The sequence below is a fragment of the Steroidobacter sp. genome (assembly GCF_036406195.1).
Lineage (GTDB): Bacteria > Pseudomonadota > Gammaproteobacteria > Steroidobacterales > Steroidobacteraceae > Steroidobacter.
In genome coordinates this window covers 114,622-133,410 of the sequence record NZ_DASWVW010000059.1, presented here as the reverse complement: position 1 = coordinate 133,410, position 18,789 = coordinate 114,622, and the positions used below count along the sequence as shown (strand labels likewise).

Here is an 18,789-nt window from a genome sequence, read left to right as displayed (position 1 = left end):
CATGGCCCACGCACCTCAGATCAAAATCCCCGCCACTTACATGCGTGGCGGCACGAGCAAGGGAGTGTTCTTTCGTCTGCAGGATCTGCCTGCGGTCGCCCAGGTGCCGGGTGCCGCGCGCGACGCGCTGCTCCAGCGCGTCATCGGCAGTCCCGATCCCTACGGCAAGCAGATCGATGGCATGGGCGGTGCGACTTCCAGCACCAGCAAGACCGTGATCCTGTCGAAGAGCACCCGGCCCGATCACGACATCGACTATCTGTTCGGGCAGGTGTCCATCGACAAGCCGTTCGTCGATTGGAGCGGCAACTGCGGCAACCTGTCGGCCGCGGTCGGCCCGTTCGCCATCAGCAACGGCTTGATCGATCCGAGTCGCATTCCACGCAACGGCATCGCGACGGTGCGCATCTGGCAAGCCAACATCGGCAAGACCATCATTGCTCACGTGCCCATCACCGATGGAGCCGTGCAGGAGACCGGCGATTTCGAGCTCGACGGTGTGACGTTTCCTGCCGCCGAAGTGCAGCTCGAGTTCATGAATCCCGCCGCGGACGAAGAGGGCGCGGGCGGATCGATGTTCCCTACGGGCAATCTGGTGGACGACCTCGACGTGCCAGGCGTGGGCACGCTGAAGGCGACCATGATCAACGCCGGCATTCCCACCGTCTTCGTCAACGCCGATGCCATCGGCTATACGGGTACGGAGCTGCAGGACGCCATCAACAGTGACGCCAAAGCGCTCGCGATGTTCGAGAACATCCGCGCACACGGCGCCATTCGCATGGGTCTGATCAAGACGCTCGAAGAGGCAGCGAAGCGCCAGCACACGCCAAAGGTCGCCTTCGTCGCACCGCCGGCAAGTTATGTCTCTTCGAGCGGCAAGCATGTGCAGGCGGGTGACATCGATCTGCTGGTGCGCGCGCTCTCGATGGGCAAGCTGCATCACGCAATGATGGGCACGGCCGCGGTGGCCATCGGTACGGCGGCAGCGATACCGGGTACGCTGGTAAATCTGGCGGCCGGCGGTGGCGAGCGAAATACGGTGCGTTTCGGTCATCCGTCCGGGACGTTGCGAGTGGGGGCCGAAGCCAGCCAGGTCGACGGCGAATGGACGGTCACGAAGGCCATCATGAGCCGCAGCGCGCGCGTGCTCATGGAAGGTTGGGTGAGAGTGCCCGGCGACGCCTTCTAAATCGGCGCTCGAAATGTGATGCAAGTCACAAGATTTCCGGCCTGGCGAGCAACTGTCGCTGTTTAAGAACTCCGTGCGGCCCGCCGCCTTCAGGGATTGAGGGCGCGAGGCAACCGATGGTGTCGCGCTCGACACGACAACCACCCGGAGTTCAGACATGCTTTCTCTTCACACCAACGCTGCGTCGCTGTCATCGCAGAATGCGGTTGGCAACACGCAGAAGTCCCTGACGACCTCTCTGACCCGCCTCGGCACGGGTTATCGCGTCAACAGCGCGATGGACGATGCCGCCGGCTTGCAGATCGCCACTCGCTTGAATGCGCAGACTCGCGGCATGGCCGTCGCTCAGCGCAACACGCAGAACGGCATCTCGATGATGCAGACCGCTGAAGGCGCGTTCAACGAGCTGACCAACGTGCTGCTGCGTATGAAAGACCTCGCGACCGAAGCGTTCAACGCCTCTTCGACGGCGGACGACAAGGCCGCGCTGCAGGCCGAGTACGATGCGCTGGGTTCGGAAATTGCCAACATCATCAAGAGCACCTCGTTCGGCGGCTCGACCCTGTTCAGCACTGACGGCACGGCGGTTCCGGCCGCTGGCGCGGCCGCCGGCTTGCTGGGCGCCTCGGCCACGGGCATCACCTTCCAGATCGGCGCGAGCGCCAATGAAACGATGGTCGTGAACGTTCAAGCCGACCTGCAGGCGCTGTCCACCGCGTTGAACGCCGTGAGTGCCAACTATGCGGCGGCGACGCCGGGCACGGGCACGGAGTTGACGGCTGGCACCAACGCCCGCATCACGCAGATCAACACCGCCATCAATGCGGTCGGCAAAGTGCGGGCGCAGCTCGGTGCCTCGTCAAACCGCCTGGAGCATGTGTACAACAACCTGGGCAACATGATGCTGAATACCAACGCCTCGCGCGGCCGCATCATGGACGTGGACTACGCCACCGAAACGTCGAACTCGACCAGCAAGCAGTTGCTGTTGCAGGCGGGTACGTCGGCCCTCAAGCAGAGCAGCAGCTTGTCGCAGCTGGTGATGTCTCTGATGCAGTAAGAGTGAGCACGCCGCGCGCCCGATGGCGTGGCGCTCACTGGACGATACGGGAGCCAGCCGTGGCAACGGTTGGCTCCTTTTTTGTTTGACCGACGCCGCGTCTGGCTCCGAAAACGACGTCAGCAGCTCATCGAGACGCTTTAAGAACTGCGCGCGCCTCGCCGCCTTCAAAGGTAGAGAGCGCGAGATGACCGATGGTGCCGCGCTCGACACGACAACCACCAGGAGCTCAGACATGCTTTCCCTTCACACCAACGCTGCGTCGCTGTCATCGCAGAATGCGGTTGGCAACACGCAGAAGTCCCTGACGACCTCTCTGACCCGCCTCGGCACGGGTTATCGCGTCAACAGCGCGATGGACGATGCCGCCGGCCTGCAGATCGCCACTCGTTTGAACGCGCAGACCCGCGGCATGGCGGTCGCTCAGCGCAACACCCAGAACGGCATCTCGATGATGCAGACCGCCGAAGGCGCGTTCAACGAGCTGACCAACGTGCTGCTGCGTATGAAAGACCTCGCGACCGAAGCGTTCAACGCCTCTTCGACGACGGACGACAAGGCCGCGTTGCAGGCCGAGTACGATGCGCTGGGCACCGAGCTTTCCAATATCGTCAAGAGCACTTCGTTCGGTGGCTCTACGCTGTTCAGTGACGGCGCGGACGCCACGGCGGCGGCCGGCTTGCTGGGCACGGCCGCCATCACTTTCCAGATCGGCGCCAGCGCGAACGAAACGATGGAAGTCGACGTTTCGACCGGGCTGGGCACTCTGATCGCCGCCCTGGGCGGCATCAGCACTGCGTACGCCGGTACGCCGGGCGCTGAGCTCAGTGGAACCAATTCCGTAATCACGGACATTGGCGACGCCATCAACGCCGTGGGCACGGTTCGCGCGCAGCTCGGTGCCTCCTCGAACCGCCTGGAGCACGTGTACAACAACCTGGGCAACATGATCCTGAACACGAGTGCCTCTCGTGGCCGCATCCTGGACGTGGACTACGCCACCGAAACGTCGAATTCGACCAGCAAGCAGTTGCTGTTGCAGGCGGGTACGTCGGCCCTCAAGCAGAGCAGCAGCCTGTCGCAGCTGGTGATGTCTCTGATGCAGTAAGCGAGTGAGCGCGCCGCGAGCCTTCAGTCGCGGTGACACCAGACGGCACGGGAGCCAGCCGTGGCAACGGTTGGCTCCCTCTTCCCAGGGGAACACATGACTTTGGAGCGCGTCGCCGCGATCGTCCAGCCGCGGGCTATACAACAACGCAGCGGCGACCGCAGGCCGCCGCCAGCTTCCACGCCAACGACCGGAGATACACTGTTACTCACGCTCGCCGATGCTGCGGGCGACGATCTGCTCGTGACCATGGCCAACGGCACGGAGCTGCGTCTGGTCGGATTGAATCGCATGACCGCGGGGCTGCGCCCTGGCGACACGTTGCTGATGCAGGTCCTGGCCACCGAGCCCCATCTCGAGCTGGCATTACGAGACCCTTCGGCCGCGAGCTCGCCGAGCACCAGCTCGCCATCGCCACTGACACAACACAAAGCCATGCAACTGGATCAAGCCGTGCTGCGGCAGATCGCCTGGCAATTGCCCGATCCGGCCGCATTGGCGAATTCCTGGCGCACGCTCGCGCAAGAGCATTGGACACGTCCACCCGGTTACAGCGCTGCTGATGCCAATGGAGCGCGTGCCGGCACTGCGGCTTTGTATCGTGAGCCGGTGCTCATGCCAAATCCTGGAGCACACGAACGCTGGCTGTTGCCGGTCTACGCATGGGCGGGCATGCAATTGATGCTGCGCCTGGTGGTTGCCATCGATCGGGCGCGACGCAAGCCGGCTCGCCGCGGCCTGCCGTTGGCGTTGCAGCTCGGGCTGGCGCCGCCAGTCATGGGCAGCATCGTGCTGCACGTTCAATCGTCCGGAGAGGAGGTCGAGCTGCTGGTCGCCAGCGAGCAGCGCTCCAGCTTGCTGGCGATTCAGCAGGCGTTACCGAACATCGCGTCGGCGCTGAGCCGCGCCGGCTTGCGCTTGCGACGCGCGCAGGTCACGCATGGCAACGCGCTGCTCAGCGTGGTGAACGAGAATTCTTCGGAAATGCTGCCGCCGAACCTGATCGTGGAGCTGCCATCGGCGTCGCTGTTTCGAGCGGCGGCGGAGGCGGCCATCGTCATCCTGCAGTTGCGGCCTAACCCCAATGGCACTTAGTTGGCGCCCTGCAGTGGTTGGCGGTTAGCGGTTAGGGCAGAACGGAGGCCAGGATTTAACTCATTTCTGGCTAACCGCTATACGCTATCCGCGAATCGCTGCGACCAAGACGGTTGACTAAGCACCATTGGGCCTAACCCAGCGAACCGATGATGCTGATGTCTCTCTGCTCCGGTATCTCGTTGTACGAGAGCACCGCCAGGCCGGGCGCAAACAGGCGCGCATACCGTGCGAGCAAGGGTCGAATCTGTGGCATGACGAGCAGCAACGGAGGCACGCCTTGCTGCTTCATCTGTTCACGCATCACCGGCATGTTGGTTTGCAGCTGCGACAGCAGGTTCGGATCGACGGGATAGTTGTCGAGCGCCACCTTGCCGCTCTGGGTCGCCTGGTTGAGCGAGCCCAGCAGCATGTTCTCCAGCTCGCCGGTGAGATTGAACGCCTTCATTTGCGTGGCCTTGCCCAGGATCGAGCTCACGATCTGCCGGCGCAGGGCGCAGCGCACTTCGGCCGCGAGCAGGATCGGGTCCTTGGTGGTGTCGGCGCTTTCCAGCAGTGTCGTGGCGATGGGCACGATGTCCTTCAACGACACGTTCTCGGCCAGCAGCAGCCGGAACACTTTCAAGAGCTGGCTATGCGTGAGCGCCTTTTCGACCGCTGCCGCGAGCTTGGGCGACATGGCGGCCAGGCGTTCGAGCAACGCCGGCACGTCTTCATGACGAATCAGCTCGGACATATGCTCGCGGACCAGCTTGGAAACGTGCGTAGCAATGACGCTCGCTCCGTCGACGACCTGATAGCCCAGGCCCAGCGCATTGGCACGCTCGCTCGGGTCGATCCAGATCACCGGCATGCCGTAAGCGGGCTCGACGCCCGGAATGCCGTCGATCTCGCCGTACACTTGCGCCGAGGCGATGGCCATCAACTTGTCCGGATGCACTTCCGCTTCGGCGATGACGCTTCCGTGCAGCAGGACCGAATACTGCGTCGGCGGCAGTGTGAGATCGTCGCGCACGGCAATCGGTGGAAACAGCAGACCCATGGACTCGCTCAGCGTCTGACGCACGCCCTTGAGCCGCCCATCCAGCGGCGCGCCCTGGGTCCGATCGATGAGGCCCACGAGTTTGTAACCGACACTGACCGAAAGCGGCTCGACGAAGGGCAGGCTGCGCCAATCCAACTCGGGCGCCGGCTGCGCGATGATTGCGGCTTCCGCAGCTGCGTTTGCATCGGGTGCGGCAGCGGCATGTTTGCTCATCCGCCAGCCCGCAAATCCCAGCACGGCTGCGAACGTCAGGAACGTCATCCACGGCATGCCGGGAATAGCGCCCAGCACCAGCATCATGGCGGCCGCGCCATAGAGCACGCTCGGCGAAGCCAGCAACTGCGAGCTGACCTGCTTCTCGAAGTCGCCGGAATCGGTAACGCGAGTGACGATGATGGCGGCGGCGGCGGACAGCAACAACGCCGGAATCTGCGCCACCAGGCCGTCACCGATGGTGAGCAGGGCGTACAGCTTGAAGGATTCGCCGAACGACAGGTCGTGCATGATCGCGCCGATGAGCACGCCGCCGACCATGTTGATCAGCAGGATCAGGATGCCGGCGAGGGCATCGCCACGCACGAACTTCGACGCACCATCCATCGCGCCGTAGAAGTCCGCCTCGGCGCCGACTTCGCGACGCCGCTGCTGCGCTTTCTCCTGATTGATCAGGCCCGCGTTCAAATCGGCGTCGATGGCCATTTGCTTGCCGGGCAGAGCATCCAGCGTGAAGCGCGCCGACACTTCGGAAATTCGCTCGGCGCCCTTGGTCACGACCACGAAGTTGATGATCATCAGGATGACGAACACCACCAGGCCGACCACGAAGTTGCCTCCGATCACCACATGGCCGAACGCTTCGATGACACGACCGGCGGCGTGCGTGCCCTCATGGCCATTGAGCAGCACGACGCGGGTGGATGCGACGTTGAGCGCCAGGCGCATCAAGGTGGTCGCCAGCAGCACTGTCGGGAACACCGAGAAATCCAGCGGCCGGCGGCTCGTCACGGTGACCAGCACCACGATCAGCGCCAGCACGATGTTGAACGTGAACAGCACGTCCAGGACCAGCGGCGGCAGCGGCAGAATGATCATCGCCAGCAGCGCCATCAGGAACACCGGCACCGCCGCGCGGTGCTGGCGCAGCGATTGCACGGTGCGGCTCAGGAAATTGTCAGGTTCTGCGCTCATGGTCTACCTCATAAGCGTGGCATGGAAAGTTCGCTGGGCAGTGTCGGCAACACCGTGCGGCGGCCCTTGCGAAAGGCTTGGATCTGCAACACGTACGCCAGCACGCTGGCGACGGCTTCGTACAACGCCGCCGGAATCTGCTGATTCACCTGGCTGGTGTTGTAGATGGCGCGGGCCAATGGCGGCAGCGGCACGACTTCGACGTTGTGCTCGATGGCCACGGCCTTGATGTACAGCGCCATCTCGTCGACGCCCTTGGCGACCACGAACGGCGCGTGGGCACGTTTCTCGTCGTACTTCACCGCGACCGCGTAGTGTTGCGGGTTCACGATGACGACGTCGGCCGTCGGCACTGCCTTGCGAATCGCGCCGCGCGACATCTTCTGCTGAATCTGTCGAATGCGCTGGCGAACTTCGGGCCGGCCTTCGTTCTGCTTGTGCTCTTCCTTCACCTCGCGTTTGCTCATGCGTTGCTCGCGCAGGAACACGAAGCTCTGGATTGGCAGGTCGATGAGGGCGAAGATGATGAACACCGCGCACAGCGCCAGCACACCGGTAACCATGAGACTGGCGGCGCCTCTGAGCGCCTCCGGCAGCGGCCGCGACTGCAACTCCAGGAAGTCGGTGATGTTGCCGCGAGTGACCCAATACAACGTCGCGATCAACACCACCGCCTTGAGCATGGAGGCCAGGGTCTCGATGAGATGGCGCTGACTGAAGACGCGCTTGAAATAGGAGAGCGGATTGAGCTTGTCCAGCTTCGGCTTCAGCGGCGTGGCGCTGATCACCCAGCCACCGGGAAACATCGAGGCGAGGCCGACCAGCAAGGGCACCAGCAGCAGCGGCAGCACCATCTTGAAGATCAGCGTCATGGTGGTGGCGAACAGGGTGGAGTTGGCGTTCTCCAGATCGCCGGCCTGATCCATCGCTACGAAGCTGCGCGCGAACAGGTGCCGGAAGTCGTCCAGATAGCCGGGGACCAGCAAGACGGTCAGCTGCACGCACAGGAAGATGCCGACCGCGGTGGTCCAGTCTTTCGAGCGCGCGACCTGGCCGCGCTCACGCGACTTGCGCAGTTTTTGCGCTGACGGTTTTTCGCTCTTGTCGTCCTGCTCGTTCTCGGCCACGGCATCACCCCGTTTTCAGCCGCAGCAGTTCGAGCACCTGCTGCGTCAGCCGCAGGTAATGAGCTGGCAGCACTTGCACCAGGAAGCCGAGCATGTACAAACCGAACACGATGATCGCGGCGAAGCCCAGCGAGTAGAGGTTCAGCGCTGGCGCGATGCGGTTCAGCAGACCGAAGCTCATTTGCACCACCATCGTGGAGAACACCACCGGAATCGCGAGCAGCAGCGCGGCGGAGAAAACCCAGGCGACGTTATAAGCGATGTCACGCAAGGTCATGATGTCGAGCGCTCCGCCCACCGGCCATGTGCGAAAGCTGGCACCGATGACCTGCGCCAGGATCAGGTGACCGTCGATGGCGAAGAACACCAGCACGCACAACAGATATAGCAAGGTAGCGATCACGTCGGAGGAGGTGCCGGTCATCGGATCGTTCATGATGGCCATCGACATGGCCATCTGCGAGGACACCACGAAGCCGAGCAACTGCATCACCGCCATGATGAGATGGAATGCGAGACCGAGCCCGAAGCCGAGCAGGGCCTGATGCAACGTGATCACGATCGCTTCCATGGACAAGGGATCGATGGGGGTCACGGGCTGCGCGACAGGAATGAAGATCACGGCCAGTACCACGGACAGCAGCACTCGAATGGTGATCGGCACCATGTTCTCGCCGATGATGGGTGCAGCGTTCAACATGCCGAGCACGCGGCAGAACGGCCACCACACCGCGCTCAGCAGACTCGGCAATTGCTGTAGCACCAGTTCCATGACACGGGCTCAGCCCACCAGCTGCGGCGCGCCTTGGAAGACGGCGACACAGAAATCCATCAGCTTGGCCGCCATCCAGTGACCGGCCAATGCAATCGCCAGCAGCGTCACCAGCAGGCGCGGCAGGAAGCTCAGCGTTTGCTCGTTGATCTGCGTGGCGGCCTGGAACAAGCCGATCACCAGGCCTACCAGCATGCCGGGCACGACCAGCACACAGACCAGGATCATGGTGAGGTGCAGGGCGGAGCTGACCAGGCTGGCGGCGACGTCGGCGTTCATGGAGCTGGCATTCCGGGGGCGCTAATACGCTTGCACACTACTGACCAGGGTCTGCACCGTCAGCGTCCAGCCGTCCACCAGCACGAACAGCAATAGCTTCAGCGGCAGCGAAATGACCAGCGGCGAGAGCATCATCATGCCCATGGCCATCAGCACCGAGGACACCACCAGGTCGATGACCAGGAAGGGCACGAACAGCACGCAGCCGATCTGGAACGCGGTCTTGAGCTCGCTCAGCACGAACGCGGACAGCTTCACCAGAAAGCCGTGCTGCGTGGGATCGGTGATGTGCGATTCGCCGGCGAGCTGCGCCATCTGCTTCAGCGCACCCTTGTGAGTCTGGGCCAGCATGAAGCGGGACAGCGGCGCCTCGGCCGTCTGCAGCGCTTGCTGAAAAGTGATCTGTTCGTTGTCGAAGGGCACCAGGGCTTCGGTGTAGATATGCTCGCCGATGGGGCGCATCACCAGCAGCGTAAGAATGAGTGCCACGCCGGTGACGATCCGGTTCGGCAGTCCTTGCTGCAGACCGAGCGCCTGGCGCAACAATGCCAGGATGATCACGAAGCGCGTGAAGCTGGTCATCATGAGCATCAGCACGGGCAGCAGCCCGAGCAGCGTCATGATGATCAGCACCTGAGTCTTGACGGTGAACTCGGTGGTGTTGCCATCGGCGCTGGCGCCGATGACTTCGATGGGCGCGGCGCCGGCAACCGACCACAGGCCGAGCGACAGCACCGCCGTCAGGATCAACGTCGGCATGTGCAGGCTCCGCTGCGCCGGCGTAACGGTCATGACGTGAGCGAGTCCAGGTTCAGATCGCTGAGCTCGATGACCTTCAGGCCATAGTTCTCGCCGCTGACCACGACTTCGGCACGGCCGATGGCGGTGCCGTTGACTTTGATGGTCAGCGGCTCGCCGGCCAGCGAGTCGAGCTCGATGACGCTGTTGCGCTCGATCTCGGCAAGATCCTGCAGCGACAGCTTGGCCGAGCCCACTTCGAGAGTCAGCGTGACCGGAATACGGCGCATGATCTGGGCGAAGTTGCGCTTGGGGGGAGCGGCAGCCGGCGCGGCGGCCGGAGCCTCGTCTTCGAGCACGTCTTCGAGGTCGGCCAGCAGGCTGTCATCGGCGGGCAGGGGAGCGGTGTTCACGATATCTGTCCTTACTAGCTTTGCGGCAGGTTCAATCGACGTCGGTCAAGGCAGTCAAGCACAGCTTGCCGTGGTGTTCGGCGATGCTGGCGGTGAACAGCCGGGAATCGCCGATCAGGACGTCGGCATCGCCCAGGCTGATGGGCAGCACGTGACCCGGCTGCAGATCGAGCAGTGTTCCCAGCGGCACTTCCTTTTCCAGCAAGCGCGCGCGCAACGTCAGCTGCAGTCGAGCTGGGAATGGCTTGGTGGCCGCCAGCTGTTTCTGTCTGGAACGTTCGCGGTTCGGCGCCAGCGCTTGCAACAGGCGCGTCATCCAAACCCCCGGGATCTTCAGCAGCAAATTCCCGCTGACGTTGTGACGGGATTCGCTGAGCTGGAGACGCAACAGCCAGTCGCCGTCGCCGGCGGTGTGAATCGCTGCTTCGAGGAACGAGACAGCAGCGGGCGTCTCGGGCGGTACTCGCTGCAGAGATTCGATACGGCGTACCGCCAGCTCGGCGAGTTGCTGCCCCAGCATGGTGCCGAGACGTTCTTCGGTGGCGGTCTCCGGCTCGTCCACCGTGGCTACTGGCGTGACGCCGTCAGCTACTGCTACGTCGGCCATCACCGAGCCATAGCGATAGCGCAGCAGGCACAACAGCAGCGGCCGGTCGACCGCGAAGTGAATGTGGCCGTCGTCGGCGCTGTAGGCGAGCCAGCGCTGCGAATCGGCAGGCGCCGCGGCGAAGGACACCGCGTCGATCTGAAAGCCAGCCTTGTAGCGACGATTGATGCGCGCTCGAAAATAGTCTGTCACATCGTCGCGCAGTTGATTGGCGAAGCCGCCGAGCAAGTGCACCGGCCGGCCCATGGTGCGAGGGTCTATGACAATGTGCGCGCGGACGTTGGACTGCTTCCTGGTCATCACTGCCTCGTCCACCTCGCTCGTCTGCAAATGTTTGTCCGCGCCGCTCGCGTGTCGCCAACGGGGTCGCGCACGCGTCAGGGCGGTTATCGCATGTACGATCGGAAATCTTTAGCTCGCTCGGGTGAAGTGTTCGTCACTTGTGATTCACGTCACCAACCGGCAACGCAGATTTAATGACGAATGCAGTTGGGTCGCTTGGTGTTCGTCGTCGCGCAGTTGCGTCCGCGCATTTTGCAGCTGTGTGACTCGCGAGATCGTCTCATGATCGATCTCATGTGCGTGCTCATGTCGAGCCTCACAAGGCGTTCGGGTTTACTCGCAACGAGCGACGCGCGGATGTGCTGAAGGCGCTAAAAAAAGTGTGCGTCGCGTAGCAAATGGGCCGATACGCACTCAACTGCGGCGAGGCTGCGTCGATGCAACGCGTGTACGGATGGCTCGACGCACTGCGGCGGTTCGAGCGCCCCTGATGACGAAAGGATGAAGCGATGTCAGTAACGCCGTTCTCCAACAGCCCGCTTGCACGAAGCACCATGGCTGACGCGATCGATGCCGTGCAGACGCGCATCGCCAACGATGCCGCATCGTTACAGCAATCCTTGCCACAACCCGCCTGGACTCAATCTCGAGACCCAGTCCATGGATTCGCCACTCTGCTCGAACGAGCAGTGCACGATGTCGATGCACAAGATCGCATCGCCGCTGAGAAGATGGCCGCGGTCGACGCTGGCCGCAGCGACGATCTGGTCGGCGCCATGCTGGCCAGTCAACAAGCGAGTCTGTCGTTTTCCATGCTGATGCAAGCCCGAAACAAGATCGTCGGCGCCATGGAAGACCTGATCAAGCTGCCGTTGTAACGCTGTCGTGACAAGTACCTTGAAAGCTGCAGTGGCCAAATGGTGGCCACGCAATGGCGCTGCGCCCGCGGCCGAGGGCAACGCTCCGGCCGGCGCGCCATTCGAATGGCCGGCGCTGCTGCGTGGACTGTTGCCGATCGTGCTGCTGGCGATCGCCATCACCGCGGTGGTGTTGATGTTCGCCTGGCGCAATCAGTCGACATACAAGCCGTTGTTCGGTGCGCGCGAGAAAGTCGCGACGGCGGACATGATGTCGGTGCTCGACGGCGCCGGCATTTCGTACCGTGTTCATCCCGACACCGGGCAGGTGCTGGTCCCGCAGGATCGTCTGGGGGAAGTGCGCATGCTGCTCGCTGCCAAGGGCGTCGTAGCGCAGTTGCCTGCCGGCCTCGAGCTGATGGATCGCAGCGATCCGCTCGGCGTGAGTCAGTTCGTGCAGGACGTGCGCTTTCGCCGTGGCCTGGAAGGCGAGCTGGCCCAGAGCATCATGACCATCGACGCAGTCGAGACCGCGCGCGTGCATATCGCGATTGCCAAGTCTTCTTCGTTCGTGGTCAATACTGCCGAGCCGAGCTCGGCATCCGTCGTGGTCAGTCTGAAGCCGGGCCGCAAGCTGTCGAACGAGCAGATCGCCGCCATCGTGCAGATGGTCGCAAGCAGCGCCACTGGCCTCGATGCGAGCCGAGTCACGCTGGTGGACCAGTCGGGCAATCTGCTGTCATCGCGCGTGGACCTCACCGAAGGCTTCGAGTCCACGCAGGTCAACAGCGCGGCGAGCCATTATCAGGAAGAGACGCTGCGCAGTGCCGAGAGTTTGCTGGCGCCAGTCGTGGGCAGCGAAAACTTCAAGCTCAGTGTCACCGCTGATGTGGACAATGATCGCATTCAGGAGACTCGCGAACTGTATGGCGACACGCCGCGAGTGTTGAGCGAATCGACCCGGGCGGAAACGGACACCGATCCGCTGGCGCTTGGCGTACCGGGCTCTCTGAGCAACCGGCCCGTCGCCGTGGCGTCGGCCACGGACAGTGCCATGGAAAGCAGCACCCAGCGCAATGCGGCCACGCGCCAGTTCGCCTATGACCGCAGCGTCACTCAGATTCAGCGCAGCCGCAACCGACTCAAGAAGCTCAGCGTCGCCGTCGTGCTCAACGACGCGGCCGCGCCGAATGGCGCTACGTGGAGCGAAGCCCAACTCGCCAACATCGATCGTATCTTGCGCAGCGGCCTCGGCATCGATGCGGCTCGCGGCGATAGCCTCGTCGTTTCTTCGCTCGCGTTCCCGAAGCCGGCCGAACCGCCGGTGTGGTGGCAAGAACCCGAGCGCGTAATCGACATCGGTGGCTGGGTCGCGGCCGCCCTGGCCGCTCTGATTGCCTACCTGCTCATCTTGCGTCCGCTGTTGCGACTGGCCAAGCAGCGATTCGCATTGTCGGTGCCGGCAGTGCAGTCGATCGAAGCGACGACCGTGCCGGCCGCAGGTGCGGGCGCAGCGGCAACGGCTCTGCCGACGCCGAACACCAGCAAGGGTCCAATCCCGGTCGGGCCGCTGTTGGAAGACTACGACCTGCCACCGCCGGGCTCGCCGGTCGATGTGATGGTTGATCATCTGCGCGCGCTGGCGGCCAAGGAGCCGGAGCGCGTCGCCGAAGTCGTCAAGCAATGGGTGCAGAAGAATGTCCGACGCGAGTAATGCAGTCATGCAGATGGCGGGGCCGCAAGCCTCGTCGCTCGAGCAGGCGGCCATCGTACTGCTCAGCATGGGCGAGGAGCCGGCCGCGGCCGTGCTTCGCTGCCTGTCGCGCGAAGAGCTGCTCGAAGTAACTCAAGTGATGTCGCGCATCAGCGGCATCAAGGTCGAAGCGGTCAAGACTTCGCTGCAGCGGTTCTTCGATGAGTATCGTCAGCAGAGCGGCGTGCATGGCGCGTCGCGTTCGTATCTCAAGCGTTCGCTCGATCTCGCGCTCGGTTCGGATATCGCCGACAGCGTGCTGAACAGCATCTATGGCGATGCCATTCGTCCGAAGCTGGCGCGTTTGCAGTGGGCCTCGCCAAAGTGGCTGGCGGATCGCATCAGTCAGGAGCACGTGCGCATGCAGACCGTGTTCCTGGCGTTCCTGCCGCCGGCACTCGCTGGTCAGGTAATCGGTGCATTGCCGGCGGGGACTCGCGATCTCGTGCTGGTCAATCTCGCGCGCTTGAACGAAGTCGATCACGAGTTGCTGGTGGAATTGGACGAGCTGGTGGAGCGCTGCCTGGCGAGCCTCGGCTTGCAAAGTACCAGCGTCGCCGGTGTGCGGCAGGTGGCCGAGATTCTCAATCGTCTGCCCGACAATCGCGCCCGCATGGTCGAGGTGTTGCGCAATCACGATGCCGAAGTGGTCGCGGAGATCGAGCGCAGCATGTACGACTTCTTCATTCTGTCGCGGCAGCCGGAAGCGACGCTGCTGCGAATCATGGAGGACGTGCCGGTGGAGCAATGGGCCATTGCGCTCAAGGGCGCCGAGCCCGCCGTGCGCGACGCCATCATTCGCGCCATGCCGCGCCGGCAGGCGCAGAGCTTCGAAGAGACCATGCGTCGCAGCGGTCCGGTGTCGCGCAGCCGTGTCGAGCAGGCGCGCAACGAAATCATGGCGCAGGTCAAAGCGCTGGCTGATGCCGGCGAGATCGAAGTGCAGTTGTTCGCGGAGGCCGTATTGGAATGAACCGCGTCTGGCGATCACATCGATTCACCGCGCTCGCGCAGCTGGCGGACCCGAACGCCTGGGCCGGACCAGGTGCGATGCCGTCGCAGGTCACGGCTGCCATGCACGACGGTTATCAACGTGGCATGGAGCGCGGCTATCGCGAAGGCCACGAAAGCGGATTGCGCGCTGGCATGGAGACCGGCCGGGCCGAGGGCCGGGAAGAGGGCAGGCAACAGGGCCTCGACGCCGGGCGGCAGGAAGCGCTGGCTCGTTTCGAACGACTCGCCGCTCCCGCCGGCCAGATGCTGGAACAGTTGCAACAGATGCAGGCCGACTATCAGGCGGCCATGCGCAAGGAAGTGATCGAGCTGGTCGCCAAGGTCGCGCGCCAGGTGATTCGCAAGGAAATCCAGATGCAGCCCACGCAGATGCTCGCGCTGGTGGATGAGGCGTTGTCGACGATGCCGCGCGTGGCGGCGAATGAAATCTCCGTATATCTGAATCCCGAAGACTGCGAGCGCATCATCGAGCTCGATCCTGTGCAGGCCGAACGCTGGAATCTGTGGGCCGACGACAAGCTCGAGCCGGGTGAGTGCCGGGTGAAGGCAGGCACGCGCGAAGCCGATGCCGGTTGCAGCCAGCGGCTGGCCGCGTGCATGGAACAGATCGAAGAGCGCTTGTTCCCCGATTCGGACGAGGCGCGGGCCACGTCATGATCGGCGCGGCGTTGCGTGGCCTCGAATTGGAATCGGTGCCGATCGCGACACCGACCGGTCGACTCGTCGGTGCCTCCGGGCTGCTGCTGGAAAGCCGCGGGTGTCCGTTGAGCACCGGTCAGCGTTGCAGCGTCGAGACCGGCAGCGGCGACTGGATCGACGCGCAGGTCGTCGGCTTCCGCGAAGACATTTCTTATCTGATGCCGTTCAAGCGGCCCGAGGGTCTCGCCACAGGGGCGCGCGTGCTGCCGCAAACAGACCGCGACGTCCTGCGTATCGGACCATCGTGGCTGGGCCGGATCGTCAACGGCTTGGGAGAGCCCGTCGACGGTCGCGGCCGCCTTGGGGGCGAGCACGTGCTCGACACGCAGCCGCCCCGCGTCAATCCACTGAAGAAAAAGCCGGTGAAGGAGGCGCTCGATGTGGGCGTGCGCGCCATCAACGGCATTCTTACGCTGGGTAAAGGTCAGCGCGTTGGTTTGATGGCTGGCAGCGGCGTCGGCAAGAGTGTGCTGCTCGGATTGATCACGCGACAGACCGTCGCCGACGTCGTCGTTGTAGGTTTGATCGGTGAGCGCGGCCGCGAAGTGCGCGAGTTCATCGATCTGTCTCTCGGCGAAACAGGCATGAAGCGCGCCGTTGTCGTGGTCGCACCCGCGGATGAGTCGCCGCTGATGCGTTTGCGTGCGACCGAGCTGTGTCATTCCATTGCTGCCCATTATCGCGATCAGGGCAAGGACGTGTTGCTGTTGGTGGACTCACTGACGCGATATGCGATGGCGCGTCGTGAAGTCGCGCTTGCACTGGGCGAGCCGCCAGCAACACGAGGCTATCCGCCCTCGGTATTCAGCCTGCTGCCGCAACTCGTCGAGACGGCGGGCAACGGCGAACGCGAGGAGGGCAGCATGAGCGCCATATATACGGTGCTTGCCGAAGGTGATGATCAGCAGGATCCGGTCGTCGATACGGCGCGTGCCATTCTCGACGGTCACATCGTGTTGACCCGTCAGCTCGCCGAACGCGGTCACTATCCGGCGATTGATATTTCTCAATCCATCAGCCGTTGCATGCCGCTGGTCGCCACCCATCCGCATCAACGCGCTGCCCGAAATCTCCTTGCAATGGTTGCGAAACACGCGCAGGTGCGCGATCTGCTGCCGCTGGGTGCATATGTTCCGGGCGCGGACCCGGCCACCGACAAGGCGGTAGAGCTGTATCCACGCATCGAAGCGTTCCTGCACCAGGGCACGCGTGAAGCGGCGCCGCTGGCGCAAACCATTGCTGCACTCGAAGGATTGATGGCATGAGCGAACGTCAGCGTCTGCGCAGCCTGGGCCGCCTGGTCGATTTGCAGAGTCGAGAGGTCGATCGTCTCAACGCCGACGTAGCAGAGAAGCGAGCCACTCGCGAGCGCTATCTGCGCAATCTCTCTCGCCTGGAGCAGCTTTGCCAGAGCAGCGGGCCGACCGACGGTTCGCCGGTGCTGGCGGTGAATAGCGCGGGTTACAAACAGGCTATGTTAAGAATGGTCGCCACACATCGCATGGATCTGTCATTGCACGAATCGCAGCTCGCTTTGTCACAACGCGAGCTGATCAATGCCGCGCGCCGGCAGGAAGCGCTTGGGCAGGTCTTGCAGCGTGAGCACGCGAACGTGCGCCACGTCACACAAGTGCGCGAGCGGAAGCAGCAGGACGAGCTGGCCTCGCAGGTGTGGTGGCGTAACAAGTAGCGTCCCCGAAATATCTTTACCAACGACTTAAGTTCCTCGCCCCCTCTGTCGCCTTTCACCGACTGAAGGACTCCGTTCCGAGGAAGATCCCATGGCCACATTCGACCCAGTCACAACTGCCTCGCAATTGGCGACCGCGTACACGCAGCCGTTGCAGTCGCAACTGACAACGCAGACGCAGAATGCGCAGAAGCAATCCACGGCGCTGAATACGTTGCGTTCCGCGCTGAGCGCGTTCGATACGGCGCTCAGCTCGCTGTCCTCGAGCAAGGGTCTGAAGCAGTTCACTGCCTCCTTCAGCACCAGCGGCATTGCCACGGCGACGACCACCTCGAAGGCGCAGGCCGGGTCCTATCAGTTCCATGTGGAGCAGATCGCGACCGCGCATCAGGTCGTGTTTGAAGATCTGCCCGCTGTGCCGGTGGCCCTGGGCGGACCGATCACCGTGCAGCTGGCCGATGGCAGCTCCATCAATCTGAACCTGGTGGCCGCGGATTCCGATGCGGACGGCACGATTTCACAAGCCGAGATTGCTCGCGCCATCAATCAAGCCAACGACAACCAGGGCAAGGTGGTTGCTTCGGTGGTCACCACTGGCGGGCAGACTCAGCTGTTGCTCACATCGACCAAGACGGGCGAAGCCGGCGAGATCACGCTCGACACCAGCGCGCTGCCCGCGGGTGCTCTGCGTGATGCTTTGAGTGGTGGGCGTGAACTGACTGCTGCTCAGGATGCCGTGGTTTGGTTGGGAGGCCAGGGCGGCGTTCGGATGCAACAGGCGTCGAATACATTCACTGGCATCGAGGGCGTGAGCCTGACGTTCACTCGCGCCATGACAGCAAGCGAAGCACCGCTGGCGCTCACGGTCAGCGACGATACATCCGGTACGGCCGACAACGTGCGGAAGTTCATCACTGCGTACAACACTCTGCGCACTGCGATCGATTCCTTGACGAAGGCAGGCGGCGAGAGCGGCACTGCCGGCGCGTTAGCTTCGGATGCCGGTGTTCGGGCGCTCAGCAGCCGTCTCAACAGCCTGTTACGCACCGAGTATGACGGCGTCAGCTTGACCTCGCTGGGCGTCAAGGCGGATCGCAATGGCCAACTGTCGCTGGATCAGTCGCGTCTTGAAAAAGCGCTGCAATCCGACCCGGCCGTGCTCGACAAGGTGTTCGGCAGCGCCAGCGTGTCGGCACCCACCGGCTTGCTCGGTGGCATGAGCAGCTACCTGGATCAGTGGCTCACCAGCGGCGGCGGCCAGATCGCCAACCGCCAGAACAGCATCCAGGTCCTGCAAAAGAGTCTCTCCGCGCGCCAGACGCGCCTCGATGCCCAGTACGACAACGTCTACCAGCGCTATCTCCAGCAGTTCACGCAACTGCAGGCGTTGCAGGCGCAGATGAGTCAGACGTCGGGCCTGTTCGCGACGATCAATACCGCCGCATGAGCGTCAGTCGCGACTTCCAAGGAGCAAACCAGATCGTGAATCACGAAGCCTACCGCAGCTATCACAGCGTCAACCTGGGTGCGCAGGTCGCGCATGCCTCGCCAGTGAAACTGGTGCTGTTGTTGACCGACGGCCTGCTCGAAGAGCTGGTGCGCGCCCGTGCGCACATCGAAGCCCGCCGTTACGAGCTGAAGGCGCGCAGCCTCGATCGTTGCGTCGACATGCTGACTGGTCTGTCCAGCGCACTGGATTTCGAGCATGGCGGCGAAGTGTGCGAGAACCTCGGCCGGCTCTACGACTATTGCGCCGATCGCCTGTATCGCGCCGGCATCGATCTGGACCCAACCAAAGTCGACGAAGTTTCGGGCTTGCTCACGACCCTGCGTCGTGGCTGGCAGGGTATGCACCAGCGCCTGGGTTGAT

Annotated in this window: 19 protein-coding genes; 12 read left to right on the top strand and 7 right to left on the bottom strand. The window is 63.2% G+C overall.

The annotated features are described in order from the left end of the window. The first annotated feature begins 1 nt into the window (after position 1). The 4 genes from prpF (at position 2) to VGE08_RS23070 (ending at position 4,455) form a co-directional block, all read left to right on the top strand. Entirely contained in the window at positions 2 to 1,192 is a 1,191-nt protein-coding gene (gene prpF, locus VGE08_RS23085; RefSeq protein ID WP_331070285.1) for a 2-methylaconitate cis-trans isomerase PrpF, read from the top strand. A gap of 157 nt (positions 1,193 to 1,349) precedes the next feature. Further along, on the top strand, positions 1,350 to 2,252 hold the full coding sequence (locus VGE08_RS23080) for a flagellin (protein WP_331070284.1): 903 nt from the start codon (positions 1,350 to 1,352) through the stop codon (positions 2,250 to 2,252). Between the two features lie 235 nt (positions 2,253 to 2,487). Next, complete coding sequence (locus VGE08_RS23075) at positions 2,488 to 3,360, top strand: flagellin (RefSeq protein ID WP_331070283.1); 873 nt, start codon at positions 2,488 to 2,490, stop codon at positions 3,358 to 3,360. A gap of 96 nt (positions 3,361 to 3,456) precedes the next feature. Next, positions 3,457 to 4,455, top strand: a complete 999-nt coding sequence (locus VGE08_RS23070) for a hypothetical protein (RefSeq protein ID WP_331070282.1) — start codon at positions 3,457 to 3,459, stop codon at positions 4,453 to 4,455. Positions 4,456 to 4,588: 133 nt separating this feature from the next. On the opposite strand, the gene flhA is transcribed toward VGE08_RS23070, so the two are convergent. From flhA to VGE08_RS23035, 7 genes are read right to left on the bottom strand one after another with little or no spacing between them, the layout of a single operon-like run. Next, positions 4,589 to 6,688 (bottom strand): flagellar biosynthesis protein FlhA, encoded by a 2,100-nt coding sequence (gene flhA, locus VGE08_RS23065; protein ID WP_331070281.1) that lies wholly within the window; start codon positions 6,686 to 6,688, stop codon positions 4,589 to 4,591. An 8-nt stretch (positions 6,689 to 6,696) separates the two neighbouring features. Then, positions 6,697 to 7,815, bottom strand: a complete 1,119-nt coding sequence (locus VGE08_RS23060) for a flagellar type III secretion system protein FlhB (RefSeq protein WP_331070280.1) — start codon at positions 7,813 to 7,815, stop codon at positions 6,697 to 6,699. A gap of 4 nt (positions 7,816 to 7,819) precedes the next feature. Then, positions 7,820 to 8,587 carry a flagellar biosynthetic protein FliR gene (gene fliR / locus VGE08_RS23055; protein WP_331070279.1) on the bottom strand — a complete coding sequence of 256 codons (768 nt, stop codon included), beginning with the start codon at positions 8,585 to 8,587 and terminating at the stop codon, positions 7,820 to 7,822. 9 nt (positions 8,588 to 8,596) lie between these two features. Next, complete coding sequence (gene fliQ, locus VGE08_RS23050) at positions 8,597 to 8,866, bottom strand: flagellar biosynthesis protein FliQ (protein ID WP_331070278.1); 270 nt, start codon at positions 8,864 to 8,866, stop codon at positions 8,597 to 8,599. Between the two features lie 21 nt (positions 8,867 to 8,887). Continuing rightward, positions 8,888 to 9,625 (bottom strand): flagellar type III secretion system pore protein FliP, encoded by a 738-nt coding sequence (fliP, locus tag VGE08_RS23045; protein WP_331070277.1) that lies wholly within the window; start codon positions 9,623 to 9,625, stop codon positions 8,888 to 8,890. A 29-nt stretch (positions 9,626 to 9,654) separates the two neighbouring features. After that, the gene (locus VGE08_RS23040; RefSeq protein ID WP_331070276.1) at positions 9,655 to 10,017 is read right to left on the bottom strand and encodes a FliM/FliN family flagellar motor switch protein; all 363 of its coding nucleotides are present in this window, start codon (positions 10,015 to 10,017) and stop codon (positions 9,655 to 9,657) included. 31 nt (positions 10,018 to 10,048) lie between these two features. Then, complete coding sequence (locus VGE08_RS23035) at positions 10,049 to 10,924, bottom strand: FliM/FliN family flagellar motor C-terminal domain-containing protein (protein ID WP_331070275.1); 876 nt, start codon at positions 10,922 to 10,924, stop codon at positions 10,049 to 10,051. A 491-nt stretch (positions 10,925 to 11,415) separates the two neighbouring features. On the opposite strand from VGE08_RS23035, the gene VGE08_RS23030 reads away from it, so the two are divergent. The 8 genes from VGE08_RS23030 to fliS all read left to right on the top strand — a co-directional run bounded on the left by VGE08_RS23030 (position 11,416) and on the right by fliS (position 18,788). Next, positions 11,416 to 11,784, top strand: coding sequence for a flagellar hook-basal body complex protein FliE (locus VGE08_RS23030; RefSeq protein ID WP_331070274.1), 369 nt, complete (start codon positions 11,416 to 11,418; stop codon positions 11,782 to 11,784). 31 nt (positions 11,785 to 11,815) lie between these two features. After that, positions 11,816 to 13,477: a flagellar basal-body MS-ring/collar protein FliF gene (gene fliF / locus VGE08_RS23025; protein WP_331070273.1), complete on the top strand. Its 1,662-nt coding sequence runs from the start codon at positions 11,816 to 11,818 to the stop codon at positions 13,475 to 13,477. Next, positions 13,461 to 14,489 carry a flagellar motor switch protein FliG gene (locus VGE08_RS23020; RefSeq protein ID WP_331070272.1) on the top strand — a complete coding sequence of 343 codons (1,029 nt, stop codon included), beginning with the start codon at positions 13,461 to 13,463 and terminating at the stop codon, positions 14,487 to 14,489. The genes fliF and VGE08_RS23020 overlap by 17 nt, the downstream gene beginning before the upstream one ends. Beyond that, positions 14,486 to 15,187 carry a flagellar assembly protein FliH gene (gene fliH / locus VGE08_RS23015; RefSeq protein WP_331070271.1) on the top strand — a complete coding sequence of 234 codons (702 nt, stop codon included), beginning with the start codon at positions 14,486 to 14,488 and terminating at the stop codon, positions 15,185 to 15,187. The genes VGE08_RS23020 and fliH overlap by 4 nt, the downstream gene beginning before the upstream one ends. Beyond that, positions 15,184 to 16,494, top strand: coding sequence for a flagellar protein export ATPase FliI (gene fliI, locus VGE08_RS23010; protein ID WP_331070270.1), 1,311 nt, complete (start codon positions 15,184 to 15,186; stop codon positions 16,492 to 16,494). Before fliH ends, fliI begins: the two co-directional genes overlap by 4 nt. Further along, on the top strand, positions 16,491 to 16,919 hold the full coding sequence (locus tag VGE08_RS23005) for a flagellar FliJ family protein (protein WP_331070269.1): 429 nt from the start codon (positions 16,491 to 16,493) through the stop codon (positions 16,917 to 16,919). Before fliI ends, VGE08_RS23005 begins: the two co-directional genes overlap by 4 nt. Positions 16,920 to 17,010: 91 nt before the next feature. After that, a complete protein-coding gene (fliD, locus tag VGE08_RS23000) occupies positions 17,011 to 18,366 on the top strand; it encodes a flagellar filament capping protein FliD (protein ID WP_331070268.1) in 1,356 nt (451 codons plus the stop codon). After that, positions 18,363 to 18,788, top strand: a complete 426-nt coding sequence (fliS, locus tag VGE08_RS22995) for a flagellar export chaperone FliS (RefSeq protein ID WP_331070267.1) — start codon at positions 18,363 to 18,365, stop codon at positions 18,786 to 18,788. Before fliD ends, fliS begins: the two co-directional genes overlap by 4 nt. The last annotated feature ends 1 nt before the right edge of the window (position 18,789 follow it).

Coding starts and splice junctions, on each gene's coding strand:
- prpF (WP_331070285.1), top strand. CDS start 2: ATGGCCCACGCACCTCAGATCAAAATCCCCGCCACTTACATGCGTGGC.
- VGE08_RS23080 (WP_331070284.1), top strand. CDS start 1,350: ATGCTTTCTCTTCACACCAACGCTGCGTCGCTGTCATCGCAGAATGCG.
- VGE08_RS23075 (WP_331070283.1), top strand. CDS start 2,488: ATGCTTTCCCTTCACACCAACGCTGCGTCGCTGTCATCGCAGAATGCG.
- VGE08_RS23070 (WP_331070282.1), top strand. CDS start 3,457: ATGACTTTGGAGCGCGTCGCCGCGATCGTCCAGCCGCGGGCTATACAA.
- flhA (WP_331070281.1), bottom strand. CDS start 6,688: ATGAGCGCAGAACCTGACAATTTCCTGAGCCGCACCGTGCAATCGCTG.
- fliR (WP_331070279.1), bottom strand. CDS start 8,587: ATGGAACTGGTGCTACAGCAATTGCCGAGTCTGCTGAGCGCGGTGTGG.
- fliQ (WP_331070278.1), bottom strand. CDS start 8,866: ATGAACGCCGACGTCGCCGCCAGCCTGGTCAGCTCCGCCCTGCACCTC.
- fliP (WP_331070277.1), bottom strand. CDS start 9,625: ATGCCGACGTTGATCCTGACGGCGGTGCTGTCGCTCGGCCTGTGGTCG.
- VGE08_RS23035 (WP_331070275.1), bottom strand. CDS start 10,924: ATGACCAGGAAGCAGTCCAACGTCCGCGCGCACATTGTCATAGACCCT.
- VGE08_RS23030 (WP_331070274.1), top strand. CDS start 11,416: ATGTCAGTAACGCCGTTCTCCAACAGCCCGCTTGCACGAAGCACCATG.
- VGE08_RS23020 (WP_331070272.1), top strand. CDS start 13,461: ATGTCCGACGCGAGTAATGCAGTCATGCAGATGGCGGGGCCGCAAGCC.
- fliH (WP_331070271.1), top strand. CDS start 14,486: ATGAACCGCGTCTGGCGATCACATCGATTCACCGCGCTCGCGCAGCTG.
- fliI (WP_331070270.1), top strand. CDS start 15,184: ATGATCGGCGCGGCGTTGCGTGGCCTCGAATTGGAATCGGTGCCGATC.
- VGE08_RS23005 (WP_331070269.1), top strand. CDS start 16,491: ATGAGCGAACGTCAGCGTCTGCGCAGCCTGGGCCGCCTGGTCGATTTG.
- fliD (WP_331070268.1), top strand. CDS start 17,011: ATGGCCACATTCGACCCAGTCACAACTGCCTCGCAATTGGCGACCGCG.
- fliS (WP_331070267.1), top strand. CDS start 18,363: ATGAGCGTCAGTCGCGACTTCCAAGGAGCAAACCAGATCGTGAATCAC.